Genomic DNA, 17,980 nt, shown 5'->3' on the forward strand with positions numbered 1-17,980 from the left:
CATCAAATTGCCTTCTTGCGCAGGACCAGCGGGCGCAGGCAGCTATTAAAAAGGTAGCGGTTCTGCCTGCTAGTCCATGAAGGTCCGGACAAAGTCCATGGACGACACGACACCCTTGATGCCGCCGCCGTCCTGGACCACGACGTGGTGGATGCCGGCTTCGACCATCAACCTGGCCACTTCGGCCACGCTGGCATCCGGCGACACCGAAATCGGCTTGTAGGTGCAGATCTGCCACGCGCAGACCTTGCCGGCGTCCTTGCCATCGGCATGAAAGCGCAGCAGGTCCAGGCTGCTGAGGACGCCCAGCGTCGCGCCGTCTCCGTCCATCACCGGCGCCCAGCTCAAGCCACGGGCCAGCATCTGTTGCTCGACCGACGCGATGGTGTCATCGGCGCCGACCGGATGCACCTCATGGCGCATTAGTGACGCAATGCTTTGATCGTTCATGACGCTCTCCCTTGCGAAAAAGAAGGGGTTGACGCGGCTGCGGCCTCGCCGCGCGGCGCGCGTCCCATCCGCGCTTCGACCGCCAGCACGTCGCGCGTGGTTTTCAGCAGCGTGTCGGGCGTGACGCTCATCGCGTCGATGCCAAGTTCGACCAGGTAGGCCGCCATTTCGGGATAGTCCGACGGCGCCTGGCCGCAGATGCCCACATGCCGGTGGTTGCGCCGCGCGCCCTCGATGGTCTGGCGCAGCACCATCTTCACGCCCGGGTCGCGCTCGTCAAAGTCAAAGGCGACGATCTCCGAATCCCGGTCCACACCAAGCACCAGCTGCGTCAGGTCGTTCGAGCCAATCGAAAAGCCGTCGAACAGCTGCGCAAACGCATCGATCTGGATCACGTTGTTCGGAATCTCGCACATGACGTAGATTTCCAGTCCGTTTATGCCACGCCCCAGGCCGTGCCCGGTCATGGCCTGGAGCACGCGCTCGCCTTCGTCGATGCGGCGGCAAAACGGAATCATCAGCTTCACGTTGCTCAAGCCCATGTCGTCGCGCACGCGTTTCATCGCCGCGCATTCCAGCGCAAAACCCTCAGCATAGGCCGGGTGCGCATAGCGCGAGGCGCCGCGAAAGCCGATCATCGGATTCGCCTCGACCGGCTCGAAACCGCGCCCGCCCAGCAAACTGGCGTATTCATTGGTCTTGAAGTCCGACATGCGCACGATCACCGGCTTGGGGTAGAAAGCCGCCGCGATGGTGCCAACGCCTTCGGCCAGCTGGCGCACGAAATACTCGGCCGGCGTGGCGTACAGGTGCGTGAGCCGGGCGATTTCAGCGCGCGCCAAAGCGTCTTCGACCTTCTCGGGATGCACCAGCGCCATCGGATGCGCATGGATGTGCTCGGCAATGATGAACTCCATGCGCGCCAGGCCGACGCCGTCGTTCGGCAGCAGCGCGGTCTGGAAGGCCATGTCGGGGTTCGCCAGGTTGACCATCAGATGCGTTTGCGGACGCGCCATGCCGGCCACGTCGGTGCTGGTGACGGTGAAGGGAATCCGGCCGGCGTACACATGGCCGGCGCTGCCTTCGGCGCAGGACACGGTGATCTCGTCGCCGGTCCTGATCGCCGTGGTGGCATGGTCGCAGCCGACCACCGCAGGAATGCCCATCTCGCGCGCGACGATGGCCGCGTGGCAGGTGCGCCCGCCCCGGTTGGTCACCACGGCGGCGGCGATCTTCATCACCGTTCCCCAGTCCGGCATGGTGGTGTCGGCCACCAGCACCTCGCCGGGCTGGAACTGATTCAGTTCGGACACCTCGCTGATGACGCGCGCCCGGCCGCTGACGATCTTGCCGCCCACGGCGCGGCCGCTGACGACGGGCTGGCCCTTGTCGCCCAGGCGGTATTCATCGACCTGGCCCAGCGGCTTTCGCGACGCCACGGTTTCGGGACGCGCCTGGACGATGTAGAGCTTGCCGTCCAGGCCGTCCTTGGCCCATTCGACATCCATTGGTGTCGGTTGCCCGGCCTTGCGGCTGTAGTGCGCCTCGATCTTGATGGCGGCATCGGCGAGTTCGAGCACCTCGTCGTCGGTGATGCAAAAGCGCGCCTGGTTTTCCGGCGGCGTCGGCATGTTGCGCGTGGTTTCGCGGCCTGCCGCCTGCGCATAGACCATGCGGATCTGCTTGGCGCCGAGCTTGCGCCGCAGCACGGCCCGGTGGCCCTGGGCGAGCGTGGGCTTGAAGACATAGAACTCGTCCGGATCGACCGTTCCCTGCACCACGTTTTCGCCCAGGCCGTAGGCGCCGGTGATGAACACCACGTCGCGAAAGCCGGTTTCGGTGTCGAGCGAAAAGGTCACGCCGCTGGCGGCCAGGTCGGAGCGCACCATCTTCATCACGCCGACCGACTGGTAGACCTTGAAATGGTCGATGCCGTGGTCCACCCGGTAGGCAATGGCGCGGTCCATGAACAGGCTGGCAAAGCACTGGCGGATGGCTTCGAGCAGCCGGGCTTCACCCGAGACGTTCAGAAAAGTCTCGTGCTGGCCGGCAAAGCTGGCGGTCGGCAGGTCTTCGGCGGTGGCCGAGCTGCGCACCGCCAGCGTCACCTGTTCGCCGTATTCGGCGCGCAGGCGTGCATAGGCTTCGTTGATTTGCGCGACCATGCCGGCCGGCAGCGGCGTGCCGTGGATGATTTCCCGCGCACGGCGGGCACGCCTGGCCAGGTCATCGACATCCTTCACGTCCAGGCCGTCAAGCGCCTCGTGCAGGGCGCCCCAGGCATGGGACTGGTCGAGCAGGTGGCGGTAAGCGCCGGCGGTGACGGCAAAGCCGTTGGGCACCCGCACGCCCTGCGCGCCGAGTTCGCGGACCATTTCGCCCAGCGAGGCATTCTTGCCGCCGACCTGCGCAACATCGGCGATGCCGATGTCTGAAAACCAGCGGATGAAGGGTGTCGTCATGTTGTTGTCTCCGGCTTGACAGGGAACACAGGGCTTGCCCATGGAATCACGGCGCGTTCAGGTACGCGCCTGTCCAACCTTTTTGATCCGGGTCACCTCTTGTCGCCACTACGGTAGCCGCCGCATTACGCTGGTGGCTTGCGCTAGATCAATTGGCCTGAAAACGCCTGACAGCATCGGCAATGCAGGCGGTGGAATCAGACCGGGTGGACGGCGACTTCGCGGTGCAGCCGTTCCACATCCGCCGCCTGGCACAGCGCGGTTCCCGGGGCGAGCAGGGCCGCCGCACCGGCGGCCATGCCATGGCGAAAGGCATGCTCCAGCTCTTCGCGCCGGCTCAAAGCCCAGAGCAGGCCGCCGACAAAGCTGTCGCCCGCGCCAATCGAGCTGGCGACCCTGACCGGCAGGCTGCGCGCGCGCAGCGCCTGCTCCGCCGTGACCAGCAAGGCGCCGTCCTCACCCAGCGACAGCGCCACCACCTGCGCCTGGCCGGCCCGGATGATCTGCCGCGCCGCCGCGTGCCAGTCCTGCTCGGTATCGAGGGGATGGCCGGTCAGCTCGCGCAGTTCGCGCAGGCTGGGCTTGACCAGGTACACGCCTTCGGCCAGCGCCGCAGCCAGCGGCGGCCCCGAACTGTCGAGCACCAGCCGGCTGCCGCGTTCGCGCGCCAGCCGGGCCAGCCGCGCATGAAAGTCGGCCGGCACGCCGGGCGGCAGGCTGCCGCTGGCCACCAGATAAGCCGGTGGCTTCGGCAGGTCGGCGACATGGCGCAAACAAGCCTGCCATTCGCCAGGCGCCAGTTCAGGGCCGGGCAGCACAAAGCGAAAGTCGCGTCCGCTGGACTGTTCATGCACCGAAAAGCTTTCGCGCGTCTCGCCGGCAATCGCGATGGAATAGCTGCGCACCTGCTCCTGGTCGATGAGCTGCTGCAGCCGCTGGCCGTTCGCGCCGCCCGCCGGGTACAGCGCCAGGCAGTCGCCGCCGAGCCGGTGCAGCACGCGCGCCACGTTGATGCCGCCACCGCCGGGGTGCAGGATGGCGGCCGTGCAGCGCAGCTTGTGCGTGTCCAGGACTTTTTCAGTCGAGGTGGACACGTCCAGGGCGGGGTTCATGGTGACGGTGAGGATGTCAGGCATGGCTGAAGTTGAGGCTTGTTTGCAGGCATCGTAAGGCCTGGCGGCAGCGCGTCGCGACGTTTTTGTCGCCGCGTGTTGCTTGATTGCTTCAGCTCAGGCTTGCAACTGCCGCGCCAGCAACACCGCCACATGCACCGCGTCAACCTGCGCGCCGTCCCTGATCTGGTGGCGGCAGCTGGTGCCGTCGGCCACCACGATGGCGCCCGGCTGCTGGCGCACGGCGGGCAGCAGGCTGAGTTCGGCCATCTGCATCGACACCTCGTAATGGCTGGCCTCGTAGCCGAAACTGCCCGCCATGCCGCAGCAGCTCGATTCGACCAGCTCGGGTTTTGCGCCTGGGATCAGTTTGAGCACGTCGAGAATGGGGCTGACCGCGCCAAAGGCCTTCTGGTGGCAGTGGCCGTGCAGCAGGATGGGCTGGCTGACGGGCATGAGCTTGGCCTTGAGTGCTTCGAGTTTTCCGGCAGCCGCTTCCCTGGCCAGGAATTCCTCCAGCAATAGCGCCTGCCCGCCAATGGTTTGCGCCGCTTCGCCCAGGCCCATGACCAGCATTTCATCGCGCATCGTCAGCAGGCACGACGGCTCCAGTCCGACGATGGGGATGCCTTTTTCGGCAAACGGAAGCAGGGCGGCAACCAGTTCGCCGGCCTTGGCCCTGGCCTTGTCCACCATGCCGCTGGCCAGGAAAGTTCGGCCGCAGCACAGGCTTTTGCCGTCTGCTACGGTTTTGGTAGCTACATGCACCGTGTAGCCGGCCGCTTGCAGCACTTTTAATGCTGAAACGGCGTTGCCGGACTCGAAGTAGCCGTTGAAGGTATCGACAAACAGCACCACGGGCTGGCTGGACGCCAGCACTTGCTCGCGGCTGGCGCTGCTAGCCGCCGAGTTAAAGAAGGTAGCGGTCTTCCACTGCGGCAACGTGCGTTTGGCCGACAGGCCCATCATTTTTTCGCTCAGCGCGGCCAGGCCGGGAATGCGGTCGCGCAGGTTGAGCAGCGGCGCCAGCCGGCTGGCCCAGGGGGCGTAGTCGGGCAGGTGGGCGACCAGCTTGTCTTTGAGCGTGTAGCCGTGCTTGACCTTGTAGTGGTGCAAAAACTCGATCTTCATCTTGGCCATGTCCACGCCGGTCGGGCAGTCGCGCTTGCAGCCCTTGCAGCCGACGCACAGCTCCAGCGCGTCCTTCACCGCGTCGCTGGTGAAGGCGTCTTCAGCCTTGATGCCTTCCAGCTGGCCGGACAAGGCCAGCCGCAGCGTGTTGGCACGGCCGCGCGTCAGGTGCTTTTCGTCGCGCGTGACGCGGTAGCTCGGGCACATGACACCTAGATCGAACTTGCGGCAGGTGCCGTTGTTGTTGCACATTTCCACCGCCTTGGCGAAGCCCTGCGCCGGGTCGCCGCCGGTGCCCGGCGCGCTGGTCTGCTCGGTCACCGGGTCGTTCTGCACATTCCAGGCGCTCCAGTCGAGCGCGGTCTGGATCGGAATGACCCGGTAGCTGGGCGGAAAACGCATCAGCCGGGTGTCGTCCATCTTCGGCGGGTTGACGATGCGGCCCGGGCTGAGCAGGTTCAGCGGGTCCATGTAATTCTTGATCTGAGCAAATGCGTCGTTGATCTTCGGGCCAAACTGCCAGCCGATCCACTCGCCCCGGCACAGGCCGTCGCCATGCTCGCCGCTGTAGGCGCCCTTGTAGTGGCGCACCAGTTCAGAGGCTTCCTCGGCAATCGCGCGCATCTTGGCCGCGCCTTCGCGGCGCATGTCCAGGATGGGCCGAACATGCAGCGTGCCGACCGACGCATGCGCGTACCAGGTGCCCTTGCTGCCGTATTTGCGGAACACGTTGGTCAGCGCGTCGGTGTATTCGGCCAGGTGTACCAGCGGCACGGCGCAGTCCTCGATGAAGCTGACCGGCTTGCCGTCGCCCTTGAGGCTCATCATGATGTTCAGGCCGGCCTTGCGCACCTCCCACAGGTTTTTCTGCGGCGCATCGTCGATCATCTCGACCACCGAACCGGGCAGGCCGAGTTCGCCCATCAGCTCGACCAGCTGCCTGATCTTGGGCGTGAGTTCAGCCTTGGAATTGCCCGAGAACTCGACCAGCAAGATCGCATCGGGCCGGCCGATCAGCGCGGTGCGCACCGTGGGCGCGAAGGCCGGGTTCTGCATCGACAGCTCGATCATGGTGCGGTCCACCAGCTCGACCGCCGTCAGCGTGCCGTCGCCGAGCCTGACAATGTGCTGGGCCGAGTCCATCGCCTGGAAGAAGGTCGGAAAGTTCACCACACCCAGCACCTTGGTGCGCGGCAGTTCCGACAGGCGCAGCTTGAGCGATTTGGTCAGCCCCAGCGTGCCTTCGCTGCCGATCAGCAGGTGCGACAGGTTGACCGAGCCGTCGGTGGTGTACGGCTTTTCGTTCTGGTTGTTGAAGATGTCAAGGTTGTAGCCCGCCACCCGGCGCAGCACCTTGGGCCAGTGCGCCTGCAGTTCGGGACGCAGCGCGTCGGACAGCGCCTTGACGTAGTCGCCCAGCTGGCGCGCCGCACCGCCGGCCAGGTCGTAGCGGCCCAGTTCCAGCAGGCTGCCGTCGGAGCGCCAGGCGGTCGCGCCCAGCACGTTGTGCACCATGTTGCCGTAGGCGATTGAGCGGCTGCCGCACGAGTTGTTGCCGGCCATGCCGCCCAGCGTGGCCTGCGCGCTGGTGGACACGTCGACCGGATACCACAGGCCGTGGGGCTTGAGCGCGGCGTTGAGGTGGTCGAGCACGATGCCGGGTTCGACCTCGGCGGTGCGCGCCTCGGCATCGACATTCAGGATGCTGCGCACATGCTTGGAATAGTCAATGACCAGTCCCGCGCCCACGGTCTGGCCGCACTGGCTGGTGCCACCGCCGCGCGCCACGATGGGCACCTGCAGGTCTATAGAGATATCCAGCGCGGTCTTGACGTCGGCGGCCGTTCGCGGCACGAACACGCCGACCGGCATGACCTGGTAGATGGAGGCATCGGTCGCGTAGCGGCCCCGGTCGGCGCCGGAGAACAGTACTTCGCCTTGCGTTTCGGCCGCCAGCCGGGCGGCCAGCCGGCCGGCGACTTCGTTGCTTGAGCGTGCCACGTCGTCATAGGCGTGGGCTGCGGCTTGCCGGGCGATCTTGAGCGGGAGGGGTGCATTCATGGTTCAGGCTTTTTTTCAGGCTTTTGAAGGGGGGCGGCTGGCGTCGCCGGCAGCGCGCAGCTGCTGGATCACGGTGTCCAGCTTGTGCGCCAGGTGCTCGGACATGACGGCGCGCATCGCGGCCGGGTCGCGCGCGCTGAGCGCGGCCACCATCTGCTCATGCTCCTTGACGGCTTCGCGCCACTTTTCCTCGTTCTGGTTGGAGCGAAAGCGCAGCGCTTGCAGGCGAGCGTTGACCTGCTGGTAGGTGGCGGCCAGCACCGGGTTCCTGGCGGCCGCGTTGATGGCGCGGTGGATCGCCGAGTTCAGCCGGTAATACGCCGGCAGGTCGCGGCGCGTGTAGGCGGCCAGCATTTCAAAGTGCATGGCCTTGATCTCGTTCAACTCGGCATCGGTGATGCGCTGCGCCGCCAGTTCGCCCGACTGCGCTTCCAGCCCGGCCATGACCTCGAAGGTGTTGAGCACATCGGCTTCGCTCAGCTCGACCGCAATCGCGCCCCGGTTGGGCAGCAGCTCGACCAGTCCTTCGGCGGCCAGCATCTTGATGGCCTCGCGCAGCGGCGTGCGCGAGACATTGAGGACTTCGCTCAGTTCGCGCTCATTGAGCTTGGCGCCGGGCGCAATGCGGTTTTCGACCAGCATCTGGCGCAGGCGGTGCGCGACCTGCTCATGCAGGGCGGCTCGGGGGATGGGAATGATTTCAGCGGTCATGGGCTAAATTTTGTATGCAAAACTTGGTACTGTCAAACCCATTGTTAACCCTAAGTTTCATTGTTTTTTGTTGACAAATGAATTTTGTATGCAAAAAATGGCGGCTTACTTCAGGAGCGAACGCGACATGTTGACACTTGACTTTCATCCCACCGGCCGGCATTTCCTGCAGATTCCCGGGCCGTCGCCGGTGCCGGACCGCATCCTGCGGGCCATGAGCCTGCCGACCATCGACCACCGCGGGCCGGAATTCGCCGCGCTCGGCCTGAAGGTGCTGGCCGATGTGAAGAAAATCTTCCAGACCCGCCAGCCGGTCATCATCTACCCGGCCTCGGGCACGGGCGCGTGGGAAGCGGCGCTCGTCAACACCCTGAGCCCCGGCGACCAGGTGCTGATGTACGAGACCGGCCATTTCGCCGCTTTGTGGCAAAAGCTGGCCGACCGGCTCGGGCTGAAAACCGAGGTCATGCGCCACCCAGGTGCCGAAGTGTGGCGCCACGGCGTGGATGCAGGTCAGATCGAGGCGCGGCTCAAGGCCGACACCGGGCATGCCATCAAGGCGGTCTGCGTGGTCCACAACGAAACCTCGACCGGCGTGACCAGCAACATCGCGGCCGTGCGCAAGGCGATGGATGCCGCGAAACATCCGGCGCTGCTGCTGGTGGACACGATTTCGGGCCTGGCCTCGGCCGACTACCGGCATGACGAATGGGGCGTGGACGTGACCATCAGCGGCTCGCAAAAAGGACTGATGCTGCCGCCCGGCATCAGCTTCAATGCCGTGTCAAGCAAAGCGCTGCAGGCGAGCAAGACCGCCACGCTGCCCAAGTCCTTCTGGGCCTGGGACGAAATCATTGAAATGAACAAGACCGGCTACTGGCCCTCCACGCCCAACACCAACTTGCTGTACGCGCTGAGCGAAGCCTGCGACATGCTGCTGGCCCATGGGCTGGAGGCCGTGTTCGCCCGCCACCAGCGCTGGGGCGAAGGCGTTCGCGCCGCCGTCCGGGCCTGGGGCCTGCAGATCCAGTGCCTTGACGCGGCCGTGTATTCGCCGGTGCTGACCGGGGTGATGGTGCCCGACGGCATTGACGCCGACGCGGTGCGCAAGATCATCTACGAGCGTTTCGACTGCTCGCTGGGCACCGGGCTGGGCAAGGTCAAGGGCAAGATGTTCCGCATCGGCCACCTGGGCGACTGCAACGACCTGACGCTGATCGCCGCGCTGGGCGGTAGCGAGATGGGCCTGAAGCTGGCGGGCGTGAAGCTGGCCGGCTCGGGCGTGCAGGCCGCGATGGACTTTTTTTCAAGCCATGCGGCCGTGGTGCTGGAGCGCAGGGCAGCTTGAAGCAAAAATTTTAAGTGCTATTCATTAAATAGCTGTCAGTGCACAAGAGCCGTGCGCAAACGGCCTATTTCATCACTAAACCAGGAGACAACACCATGCATCGCAGAACCTTCATCCGCGCCACCGGCGCCGCAGCCGCCACACTAGCCGCCCCGATGCTGTGGGCGCAGGCCTTGCCGACACAGCCGATCCGCATCGTCGTCGGCTTTGCGCCGGGCGGCGGCACCGACATCCTGGCGCGGGTGATTGCGCAAAAGCTGTCATCCATGTGGAACACCACGGTGATCGTTGAAAACAAGGCCGGCGCCGCCGGCATGATTGCCGCCGAGTACGTGGCCCGGCAGCCTAGCGACGGCACCACGCTGCTGATGGCGCACATCAACAGCCACGCCATCGCCCCGGCGCTGACGCCGAAGATGACCTACAGCGTCGAGAACGACTTCACGCCGGTGGTGCTGGTCGGCGTCACGCCCAACCTGCTGATCTGCAACGAGCAGCAAACGGCGCGCACCGTCAAGGACGTGGTCGAGCTGTGCCGCAAGAACCCGGGCAAGATCAGCTTCGGGTCGGCCGGCAACGGCTCGGCGCAGCACCTGGCGCTGGAAATGTTCAAGCTGGCCGCGAAGATCGACGCCATCCATGTGCCGTACAAGGGCTCCGGCCCGATGCTGACCGACCTGATCGGCGGCCAGATCCACTACAGCTTCGACACCATGACCGCCGCCACGCCGCATGTGAAAAGCGGCAAGGCGATTGCCGTGGCGCAGACCCGCCAGAAGCGCGCCAAGGGCCATCCGAACGTGCCGACCATGGACGAATCGGGTTTTCCGGGTTTCGAGGCCACCACCTGGTACGGCCTGGTCGGCCCCGGCAAGCTGCCATCGGTGCTGGCCCAGCGCATGAACGAAGACATCAACAAGGTGCTCCTGATGCCCGACGTGGCGGAGAAGTTCGAGCAGTACGGCGCCGAGGATGGCGGCGGTTCGAGGGAAAAGTTCGGCGACTTCATCAAGGTCGAGTCGAAGAAATGGGCCAAGGTCGTGAAAGACGCGAATGTGAAGGGCGACGCATGAATTCCGACGAGTCTTCCCAGGCCAGCACCGAAAAACGCCCCTTGCCGCTGGCCGGCGTCCGCGTGCTGGACATCAGCCAGGTTATGGCCGGCCCGTATGCCTGCATGCTGCTGGCCGACCTGGGCGCCGATGTCATCAAGATCGAGCCGCCCGGCAGCGGCGACCAGACGCGCGGCGCGATGGGCTTCAAGATGAAAGGGCCCGATTCCATGGGCTTTTTGAACATGAACCGCAACAAGCGCAGCGTCGCGCTGAACCTCAAGACCGATGCGGGGCGCGAACTGCTGCTGCGCATGGCGAAGGACGCCGACATCCTCATTGAAAACTACCGCCCCGGCGCGATGACACGGCTGGGGCTGGGCTATGAGGTGCTGAAAGAGATCAACCCCCGCCTGGTCTACACCAGCATTTCCGGCTTCGGCCAGACCGGCCCGTGGGCCGACCGGCCGGGGTTCGACCTGATGGCGCAGGCCATGTCGGGCGTGATGAGCGTGACCGGCTACCCGGGCGGCCCGCCGGTCAAGGCCGGCGTGCCGGTGGCCGACATTGGCTGCGCGCTGTTCGCGGTCTACGGCACGCTGTCGGCCTATATCGGCGCCAAGGCCACGGGGCAGGGCCAGTACATCGATGCGTCGCTGTTCGACTCGGCCATGGCTTTTTCGGTCTGGGACGTTTGCGACTACTGGGGCACGGGCAAGGAGCCCGAACCGCTGGGCACGTCGAACAAGATGACTGCGCCTTACCAGGCGATGGCCAGCGCCGACGGCTATTTCGTGATGGGCGCGAACAACCAGAAACTCTGGCTCAAGCTGTGCGCGCTGATCCACCGGCCCGAACTGGCCGAAGATGCGCGCTTTTCCACCATTTCGCTGCGGCTGGCCAACCGCGCCGCGCTGGAGGAAGAGCTGGAGCGCACCTTCCGCCTGCAGCCAAAGGACTACTGGGTCGATACGCTGCTGGCGGCCGGCATTCCGGCCGGCCCCATCCTGAGCTACCCGGAAGCTTTCGGCAGCGAGCATGCCAAGGTGCGCCAGATGCGCATGGAAATCGACCATCCCATCGAAGGCACCGTGCCCAACATCGGCTTTGCGGTCAAGCTCTCGGGCACGCCGCAGCAGGTGCGCCGGCACCCGCCGCTGCTGGGCGAGCACAACGCCGAAGTGCTGGTTGAACTGGGTATCAGCGCTGGCGAGTTGGACGAAATGCAAGCGCAAGGCGCGTTCGCGGCATGAGCGGCGGCAAGGTTCACCTGGCGATCCAGGGCGCCGTGGCGTCGGTCACGTTTGACCGCCCGCAGGCGCGCAATGCCATGACCTGGGCGATGTACGAGCGGCTCGGCCAGATCTGCGACCAGTTGCAGGCCGATGCGTCGGTGCGCGTGGCCACGTTTCGCGGCGCGGGCGGCGAGGCGTTCGTGGCCGGCACCGACATTGAGCAGTTCACGGCGTTTAACTCAGGCGAGGACGGCGTGGCCTATGAGCAGCAGATCGACCAGTGCATCCAGAAGCTGGAAATGCTGCCCATGCCCACCGTGGCCGTGGTCGAGGGCTGGGCGATTGGCGGCGGCCTGGCGATTGCCACGGCCTGCGATTTCCGCATCGCCACGCCGGCATCGCGCTTCGGCGTGCCGATTGCGCGGACGCTGGGCAATTGCCTGTCGGTGGCCAACCTGGCGCGGCTGGGCGCCGTGTTCGGCATTCCGCGCGTCAAGCGCATGCTGATGCTGGCCGAGGTGCTGGTGGCCGACGAAGCGCTGGATTGCGGTTTCCTGCTGCAGGTCTGCGAGGCGGACGAGATCGATGCCGCGCTGGCGGCGCTGTGCGAACGCCTGGCCTCGCTGGCGCCGGTGACGCAAGGCGTGACCAAGGAAGGGCTGCGCCGGCTAGTCAGCCAGAACCTGCCGGCCGACGAGGATTTGATCCGCCGCTGCTACGGCAGCGATGACTTTCGCGAAGGCGTGGCGGCCTTCGTCGGCAAGCGCAAGCCGGTCTGGCTTGTCAACCCCACGCCAACTTTCCAGACAGTAGGGGGCTGACAGGCCACACTGCTGCTTTAAACGGACGGCAGGGGGTGCGCCCGTCCTACAGTTCAGTTTGCATGGGGTGGTTAATCTAGCGTCCGTACCAACCTTCGCACCCCGGGTGCGGACCCATTCACTCAAAGGACTCCCATGAAATACGCAATCTTGACAGCCGCACTCGTGATGACGCTTGGCCTCGCCGCCTGCGAAAAGACCGTTGTCACCCAGCCCGGCCCCGCCGGAGCGACAGGCGCAACCGGTTCCACCGGTTCCACCGGTTCCACGGGTTCCACAGGTAGCACAGGCAGTACAGGCAGTACAGGCGCTGCGGGTGCCACCGGCGCGGCAGGCGCTCAAGGCAAGCCTGCGGAAACACCAGCCAAATAACACATACGGCAACGCCAAGGACGCTTCTGGAGCGTCCTTGGCTGCCAGCGGTACGCAAGCGCGCCTGTGATTCAAGCAGCGTGTTGCCCGCAACCTTGAAGCAGGTTCCAAGACCGCATCCGAACGCAGCTTTCGAGAATGCAAAGCACGGCGCTTTCCTTCAAGAAATCGATTTCGAGAACTCGAGCTGTCCTCACCCCCTCGCCAATCGGCCTGGGGTTTTTTTTCGTCTCGCATTGACTGGCGCCTGTGCGTGACGTTCCGCCGCCAATAGCGGTCTGACGTTCAATCGCTGAAGCTGCCTTCCGGTGCGTGTCAAGGCTTCGATTGCGGGGAAGACGGTGGCGATTCAGTCTTGGGCTGGTAGTCGCAAAACGGCGCTACCCCGCATTGCCAGCACAGCGGCTTGCGGGCAATGCAGACATAGCGGCCCAGCAAGATCAGCCAGTGGTGCGCATCGACCAGGTATTCGGGCGGTATGCGCTTGAGGAGCTTCAGCTCGACTTCCAGCGGGTTCTTGCCCGGCGCCAGCCCGGTGCGGTTGCCGACGCGAAAGATGTGCGTGTCCACCGCCATCACGGCCTCGCCAAAAGCGGAGTTGAGCACCACGTTGGCCGTCTTGCGGCCAACGCCGGGCAGTTTTTCAAGCGCCTCGCGGGTGCGCGGCACCTGGCCGCCGTGCTGCGCTATCAATATCGCGCAGGTCGCCAGCAGGTTTTTGGCTTTCGAGTGGTACAGGCCGATGGTCTTGATGTAGGCCTCCAGCCGGTCCACGCCCAGGTCGAGTATTTGTTGCGGCGTGCTGGCGACTGGAAACAGCCGGCGCGTGGCCTTGTTCACGCTCACGTCGGTGGCTTGCGCCGACAGCAGCACGGCAGTTAGCAGCTCGAACACGCTGGTGTATTCCAGCTCGGTCACCGGCATCGGGTTGGCGGCCTTGAGCGTGGCAAAGAACGGGGCGATGTCTCTGGTTTTCATGGCGGGAAGTGTAGGGCTGCAGGGCCGCGCCTGCGCAGGTCCGGGGCAGTGCTTCATAAAACATAGCAGCCTGTGCTGGCTGCGCGTGCGCAGACTCCATTATTTCTTTATATGGCGTAGCGTCAGTTATCAAAAGATAATCCTGGGCTAGCTCGGCTATTCATTCTCTTTTTCGGCAACTGGTTTTTTTATGACGTCACTTCTCCCAGCCGATCTCCTGCCTGCCTTGCACTTGCTGGACAGTTCTCCCGCTGGCAGTGCCGGTCATCCGGATATCTTGTCCGGACCCCTTCAGCCGGAATTGATTCGCGCCGAGGTGCTTGCCGATATTCTTGAGGCGACGGCCGCCCGCATTCCGCACCAGGTCGCGCTGATGTTCGCGGACCGGCACCTCACTTACGAGGCGCTGAATGCGCAGGCGGACCAGGTGGCCTCCGGCCTGATCGAGGCAGGCGTGCGGCCGGGCCACATCGTGGGCCTGTGGCTGCCGCGCGGCATGGGCCTGCTGGTGATGCAGGCAGGCATTGCCAAGGCCGGTGCAGCCTGGTTGCCGTTTGATGCGGATACCCCGGTCGAGCGCATTGCCGTGTGCCTGGAAGATGCCCGCGCGGTCGGGGTCGTCACTTGCGAGGAATTCGCGCCGCGCCTGGCGCAGCCCGCTGCCAGCGTCTGGACGGCCGAAGCCTTGCTCGTGCCAACGCCCGGGCGGCTTCGCCGGCGGGGCTTGCTTCCCTCGCACCCCGCCTATGTCATCTACACCTCGGGCTCGACCGGCAAGCCCAAGGGCATCGAGATTACCCAGGGCAGCATCTGCCACTTTCTGCGCAGCGAAAACGCCCTGCTGGGCGTTCGCGAAACCGACCGGGTGTACCAGGGGTTTTCCGTCGCTTTCGACATGTCGTTCGAGGAAATCTGGATCAGCTACCTGGCTGGCGCCACGCTCTGGATTGCCCCCAAGGCGCTGGCCTCTGACCCGGAAGCCCTGCCGCAGGGCCTGGTGGACCACCAGGTCACCGTGCTGCACGCGGTGCCGACGCTGCTGGCCTTGTTCAACCAGGACGTCCCAAACCTGCGCCTGATCAATCTGGGCGGCGAGATGTGTCCGCAGTCGCTGGTGGCGCGCTGGGCCCGGCCCGGCCGCCAGGTGTTCAATACCTATGGCCCGACCGAAGCCACCGTGTCGGCCAGCCTGGCCGAGTTGCAGCCGGGCGAGCCCGTGACCATCGGACGGCCGCTGCCCAATTACGGATTGATGGTGATCGACCCGGCCGTTGAAAACGGCCTGGTGCTGCTGCCGCGCGGGGAAGTCGGCGAGTTGTGCATCACCGGTCCCGGCGTGGCGGCCGGTTACCTGGGGCGACCCGACCTGACGGCCGGGAAATTCCTGGCCAATCCCTGGCGCAGCCATGCCCATGACGACCGCCTGTACCGCACGGGCGATCTGGCCCGTATCGACCCCGATGGCCGCGTCCACTGCCTGGGCCGCACCGATGACCAGGTGAAGATACGCGGCTTTCGGGTGGAGCTGGGCGAGATCGAGGCGGCGTTGGCCCATCAGCCGGGGGTGGGCACCGTCGCCGTTGTCCTGCGCCAGGAGGGCGGCATCGACCAGCTGATTGCTTTCCTCGTTTTTGAAGGCGGCATGCGCCGCTCCAGCGCCGAGCTGCGTGCCGCTCTGGCAGACACCTTGCCTTCCTATATGGTGCCCGGTTACTTCGAGCCGCTGCCGGAAATGCCGCGCCTGACCTCCGGCAAGATCGACCGCAACACCCTCAAGGCGCGTCCCCTGGCGCTTGCCACGGGGGATGCCAGCGGCTCCGACACGCCGAAAACGCCGGCTGAAGAAGCCTTGTTCGCAGCCCTGGCCAAGCTGTTCCCCGGCCAGCCGATTGTGCGCAGCGCCGATTTTTTCTCTGACCTGGGCGGCCACTCGCTGTTCGCGGCGCGCCTGGCCTCGGCCTTGCGGGCCGACCCGCGTTTTGCGCACATCACGGTGAACGACATTTACCAGAACCGCCAGGTCGGCCTGATCGCCGAGGTGCTGGGCCAGCGCCATGCGCCTGGCATGGCGGTGGACACCGGCTGGGTGGCGCCGCCCCGGCTCAAGCGCTGGACCTGCGGCATGGCGCAGGCGGTCGCCATACCCGGCCTGGTGGCGCTGCACATGGCGCAATGGATGGCGCCGTTCTTTACCTACCATTTCTTTACCGGCGAGCCCGACGATTCGATGGCGCTGGCCATTGCCGCATCGGTGGCCGCCTATCTGCTGTCCACCCTGCTGGCGTTTGCGGTGGCCGTTGCGGGCAAGTGGCTGATTCTGGGCCGGCTCAAGGCCGGGCGCTATCCGCTCTGGGGCATGACCTATTACCGCTGGTGGCTGGCGGACCGCCTGATAGAGGCGGCACCCACCTACCTGCTCAGTGGATCATCGATGTACGCCTGGTGGCTGCGCGCACTGGGCGCCAGGGTGGGGCGCGACGTCATCATCGGGTCGATCACCCTGCGCGCCCCGGACTTGCTGAGCATTGGCGACGGCGTCAGCATCGGCAACGCGGCCAATTTTGAAAATGCACGGGTCGAGCACGGCGAACTGCGCCTGGGGCCGATCACGCTGGAGCGTGAAGCCTGCGTGGGCTCCTATGCCGTGCTCGAAGGCAACACCCGCATCGGCGCCTACGGCCATCTGGAAGGCCAGTCGGCGCTCAGCGACGGCGAGGCGCTGCCCGCCGGACGCATCTGGAAAGGCTCGCCGGCGCGCGACGTGGGCGTGTTCGACCACACGGACCGGCCCGCCCGGCCCGCCGTCTCTGGCCTGCGCAGGGTCGTCGAAGGCGCGTATTTCGTGTTCGGCGCCTTGCTGATCACCACGCTGTTCTTCCTGCCGGTGTTTCCCAGCTTTGTGCTGATCGACTGGATCGACGATACCGAGCGTTTTGCGCTGCTGCGCGGCACCGACCTGTCGTTCCAGCTGGTCAAGTATTTCATCCTCGCTTTCCCGGCCACTGGCGTGCTGATCGTCTGCACCGCGCTGCTGTCGGCCGGCATACGCTGGACGGTCTTGCCGCGCCTCAAGCCTGGCAGCTGGCCGGTTCACAGCAACCTGTATTGCGCCAAATGGCTGGTCAACCAGATTCAGGAGTCCAGCCTGGCCGTCTTGCATGGCGTTTATGCCACGGTGTACGCCCCTTTCTGGTACCGCTTGCTGGGGGCCAGGGTCGGGCGCGATGCCGAGATTTCTTCCGCGCTCGGGCTGGTGCCCGACATGCTCACGCTGGGCGATGAAACCTTCATCGCCGATGCGGTCATGCTGGGCGACGAGAGCATCGACGGCGGCTGGATGACCATGCAGCCCACGGTGATTTCGCGCCGCAGCTTCGTGGGCAACGGCGCCTACATTCCCGACGGCACCACGCTGCCCGAAAACGTGCTCATTGGCGTGCATTCCAGTGCGCCCGCCAACGACGCCATGAAGGACGGCGACACCTGGCTGGGCTCGCCGCCGATCAACCTGCCTGCGCGCGAGCAGACCAGCGGTTTCCCCGAACACCTGACCTACCGGCCATCGCCCTTTCGCCGGCTGGCGCGCGGGTTGATTGAAGCCTTTCGCATCGTGGCGCCGCATGCCATCGTGATTTCTGTCGGCTACACCGTGGTCCTGGACATCATGCCCGTGGCGAGCGACGGCCAGTGGGGCGCCGTCATTGTTTACCTGATGGGCGCCGGACTTTTCTATGGGGTGGGGGCTTTCCTTTTCATTGCGGCCATCAAGTGGTCGCTGATGCGGCGCTACCGCCAATGCAGCGTGCCGATGTGGACCCCGTTTGTCTGGCTGTCGGAGGGCGTGACCAATCTGTATGAAGGCATTGCCGTGCCCAATTTCCTGCGCTACCTGCGCGGCACCCCCTGGCTGCCCGTGGCCTTGAACTTGCTGGGCTGCCGCATCGGCAAGGGGGTTTATCTCGACACCACGGACATCACCGAGTTCGACTGCGTCACCATCGGCGACTACAGCGAGCTGAATGCGCTGGCTTGCCCCCAGACCCACCTGTTCGAAGACCGCGTCATGAAGGTCGATCACGTCATCATCGGCAAGCGCGTCTACATGGGGCCGCGCAGCGCGGTGCTCTACAGCGCGGTGGTGGCCGACAACGCCAAGCTCGGTGCCCTGACCCTGGTCATGAAAGGCGAGTTCATCCCTGCCGCATCGAGCTGGAAGGGTTGCCCGGCCGCGCCCGCGCGCAACTGAC

At 65.3% G+C, this 17,980-nt stretch carries 11 protein-coding genes; 5 read left to right on the forward strand and 6 right to left on the reverse strand.

All coding sequences use genetic code 11. The annotated features are described in order from the left end of the window. Positions 1 to 69: 69 nt before the first annotated feature. From EC86_RS0104760 to EC86_RS0104780, 5 genes are all read right to left on the reverse strand, one after another. A complete protein-coding gene (locus tag EC86_RS0104760; protein ID WP_029524540.1) occupies positions 70 to 450 on the reverse strand; it encodes a CBS domain-containing protein in 381 nt (126 codons plus the stop codon). After that, a complete protein-coding gene (gene ppsA, locus EC86_RS0104765) occupies positions 447 to 2,912 on the reverse strand; it encodes a phosphoenolpyruvate synthase (RefSeq protein ID WP_029524541.1) in 2,466 nt (821 codons plus the stop codon). The genes EC86_RS0104760 and ppsA overlap by 4 nt, the downstream gene beginning before the upstream one ends. 197 nt (positions 2,913 to 3,109) lie before the next feature. Next, the gene (locus tag EC86_RS0104770) at positions 3,110 to 4,048 is read right to left on the reverse strand and encodes a 1-phosphofructokinase family hexose kinase (RefSeq protein ID WP_029524542.1); all 939 of its coding nucleotides are present in this window, start codon (positions 4,046 to 4,048) and stop codon (positions 3,110 to 3,112) included. A gap of 93 nt (positions 4,049 to 4,141) precedes the next feature. Further along, a complete protein-coding gene (locus EC86_RS0104775) occupies positions 4,142 to 7,216 on the reverse strand; it encodes an FAD-binding and (Fe-S)-binding domain-containing protein (RefSeq protein WP_029524543.1) in 3,075 nt (1,024 codons plus the stop codon). A 15-nt stretch (positions 7,217 to 7,231) separates the two neighbouring features. Continuing rightward, positions 7,232 to 7,927: a GntR family transcriptional regulator gene (locus EC86_RS0104780; RefSeq protein WP_029524544.1), complete on the reverse strand. Its 696-nt coding sequence runs from the start codon at positions 7,925 to 7,927 to the stop codon at positions 7,232 to 7,234. Positions 7,928 to 8,054: 127 nt separating this feature from the next. On the opposite strand from EC86_RS0104780, the gene EC86_RS0104785 reads away from it, so the two are divergent. The 4 genes from EC86_RS0104785 to EC86_RS0104800 all read left to right on the forward strand — a co-directional run bounded on the left by EC86_RS0104785 (position 8,055) and on the right by EC86_RS0104800 (position 12,383). Then, the gene (locus tag EC86_RS0104785) at positions 8,055 to 9,275 is read left to right on the forward strand and encodes a pyridoxal-phosphate-dependent aminotransferase family protein (protein WP_029524545.1); all 1,221 of its coding nucleotides are present in this window, start codon (positions 8,055 to 8,057) and stop codon (positions 9,273 to 9,275) included. A 95-nt stretch (positions 9,276 to 9,370) separates the two neighbouring features. Further along, on the forward strand, positions 9,371 to 10,348 hold the full coding sequence (locus tag EC86_RS0104790; RefSeq protein ID WP_029524546.1) for a Bug family tripartite tricarboxylate transporter substrate binding protein: 978 nt from the start codon (positions 9,371 to 9,373) through the stop codon (positions 10,346 to 10,348). Then, positions 10,345 to 11,580 (forward strand): CaiB/BaiF CoA transferase family protein, encoded by a 1,236-nt coding sequence (locus tag EC86_RS0104795; protein ID WP_029524547.1) that lies wholly within the window; start codon positions 10,345 to 10,347, stop codon positions 11,578 to 11,580. The genes EC86_RS0104790 and EC86_RS0104795 overlap by 4 nt, the downstream gene beginning before the upstream one ends. Next, on the forward strand, positions 11,577 to 12,383 hold the full coding sequence (locus EC86_RS0104800; protein WP_051675724.1) for an enoyl-CoA hydratase/isomerase family protein: 807 nt from the start codon (positions 11,577 to 11,579) through the stop codon (positions 12,381 to 12,383). Before EC86_RS0104795 ends, EC86_RS0104800 begins: the two co-directional genes overlap by 4 nt. Positions 12,384 to 13,070: 687 nt before the next feature. Here EC86_RS0104800 and nth read toward each other — a convergent pair. Continuing rightward, the gene (nth, locus tag EC86_RS0104810) at positions 13,071 to 13,733 is read right to left on the reverse strand and encodes an endonuclease III (RefSeq protein WP_029524550.1); all 663 of its coding nucleotides are present in this window, start codon (positions 13,731 to 13,733) and stop codon (positions 13,071 to 13,073) included. A 190-nt stretch (positions 13,734 to 13,923) separates the two neighbouring features. Here nth and EC86_RS0104815 point away from each other — a divergent pair, with 190 nt between their 5' ends. After that, positions 13,924 to 17,979: a Pls/PosA family non-ribosomal peptide synthetase gene (locus EC86_RS0104815; RefSeq protein ID WP_051675725.1), complete on the forward strand. Its 4,056-nt coding sequence runs from the start codon at positions 13,924 to 13,926 to the stop codon at positions 17,977 to 17,979. Position 17,980: the final 1 nt, after the last annotated feature.

The organism is Polaromonas glacialis (assembly GCF_000709345.1).
GTDB lineage: Bacteria > Pseudomonadota > Gammaproteobacteria > Burkholderiales > Burkholderiaceae_C > Polaromonas > Polaromonas glacialis.